Raw genomic sequence first — 1,581 nt, 5'->3', positions numbered from 1 at the left:
TCGTTGCGGACGGTCGCACTGGAGACACCGAGGTTGTGCCTTTCCACCAGGGACTTGGACCCGATCGGCTCGTGGGTGGCGACAAAGTCGGCGACGATCGCGCGCAAAACCGCCAACCGGCGTTCGTCGGCACTGCCCACCCGCTCACCTCCTCGATCTAGACCGGCGGGTCCTGTAGTCATGGCCCGCTGCCGCGTACATTTTACGGTCTCCGCGGGATCCGGCCCGACGGCCGGGCTGATAGGTGGCCGGCCACTCGAAGACACCAAGCGGCTAACCTCTCCGGTAGTCGGCAGTTCCGTCGCGGTTCCGTCGGGCCGGCATCAGGTGACAGCGACCGGAAGCGTAGAGGAATGATCTTCAAAGGCGTGCGCGACGGCAAGCCCTACCCGGATCACGATCTGTCCTACCGGGACTGGTCCCGGATCCCGCCGCAGCAGATCCGCCTCGACGAACTGGTCACCACGACCCGGGTACTCGAACTGGATCGCCTGCTGTCGGAGGACTCCACCTTCTACGGCGACCTGTTTCCGCACGCGGTGCGGTGGCGGGGCGTCGTGTATCTAGAAGACGGACTGCACCGGGCGGTTCGTGCAGCACTGCGGAACCGCACCGTGCTGCACGCGCGGGTGTATGACATGGACGACTCGGGGTAGAGCGCGCCTAGTCCTGCTTGCAGCGTCTAGCCCGACGAGGCTGCCCGGAGCAGTTCCATGGCGGAGTCGCGCGACACGGCCCAGCCGTCCTGGTTGACGAACGTCAGGGTCTGGACGACCGGTGGCGAGATCCTGGGGCCCGAAACCGCGACGTCCGCAGTAGCGCCTCCGTCGGTAGTCGGCTGGACATCGGTGATGTCGAACGACAACGGCAGCTGGCCGTTGTCCGCTGCCTCGTTCAGCTCGTGGTCGGCGACGTGAGCTTCGATGCCTTCGATCCCGCCCTCCACGAGATAGCCCTTCTCCTCGAACGACACGGCGGGGTCGGCCAGCGTATTGAGAATGCCGGTCAATTCGGCAGTGGTTGGCACGAGGATGACCGGAGCCGGAACCGGGGCCGGGTCCTGCGGCAGCGGAGCACCGAAGACGACCGGCTGGACTTGGTAGGAGGCTGGGCTCACGGTGGCGGTTAAACCGGCGGCAACACCACCGATAGCGGCAACGGCCGCGACGCCAATGGTCAGTGACTTCAGATTCTGCATGAGATTCTCCATGGGTCTTTTGTTCCCCCTATTTGTTGGAATGACACATCATGGCACGGCCACTGGCAATTCGGCCTTGTGATATCTGCGACAAATGTGACGGGTGCGATATTTCTTTTGGTTGCGTCGTTGCGTTACGGCCGAGCCTGCCCGCATCGGTATAGCGGTGGCTGGGTCGCAGCTATGGATGCGCTTTGAATGGCCACCCGGTCACGTTCGCGGAGCTGCGCCGGTGCCGCCCGGCCGCTCAGGCGCGGCTCCACGTGATTCGGGGAGCTCCGGCGGTCCCGTCGCGATTCAGGCGCCGGTAGCTCAGCCCGCCCGCGATCGCCATCGCCATCGTCAGCAGCCCGTTGAGGGCTGCGATGACCAGCGCGGCTCGT

General features: G+C 65.1%; 2 protein-coding genes and 1 pseudogene. 1 reads left to right on the top strand and 2 read right to left on the bottom strand.

The features are described from left to right. A pseudogene (locus tag ACK5M9_RS11905) lies at positions 1-140 on the bottom strand (heat-inducible transcriptional repressor HrcA); the annotation flags it as partial. A gap of 213 nt (positions 141-353) precedes the next feature. Here ACK5M9_RS11905 and ACK5M9_RS11900 point away from each other — a divergent pair. Further along, a complete protein-coding gene (locus ACK5M9_RS11900) occupies positions 354-656 on the top strand; it encodes a type II toxin-antitoxin system VapB family antitoxin (protein ID WP_416893374.1) in 303 nt (100 codons plus the stop codon). Positions 657-682: 26 nt separating this feature from the next. Here ACK5M9_RS11900 and ACK5M9_RS11895 read toward each other — a convergent pair whose 3' ends face one another. Continuing rightward, positions 683-1,198 (bottom strand): hypothetical protein, encoded by a 516-nt coding sequence (locus ACK5M9_RS11895; protein ID WP_416893375.1) that lies wholly within the window; start codon positions 1,196-1,198, stop codon positions 683-685. Positions 1,199-1,581: the final 383 nt, after the last annotated feature.

The sequence above is a fragment of the Mycobacterium sp. genome, assembly GCF_047975165.1.
In the GTDB taxonomy this organism is placed as follows: domain Bacteria; phylum Actinomycetota; class Actinomycetes; order Mycobacteriales; family Mycobacteriaceae; genus Mycobacterium.
This window is presented reverse-complemented; position numbering and strand designations above follow the sequence as displayed.

Coding starts and splice junctions, on each gene's coding strand:
- ACK5M9_RS11900 (WP_416893374.1), top strand. CDS start 354: ATGATCTTCAAAGGCGTGCGCGACGGCAAGCCCTACCCGGATCACGAT.
- ACK5M9_RS11895 (WP_416893375.1), bottom strand. CDS start 1,198: ATGCAGAATCTGAAGTCACTGACCATTGGCGTCGCGGCCGTTGCCGCT.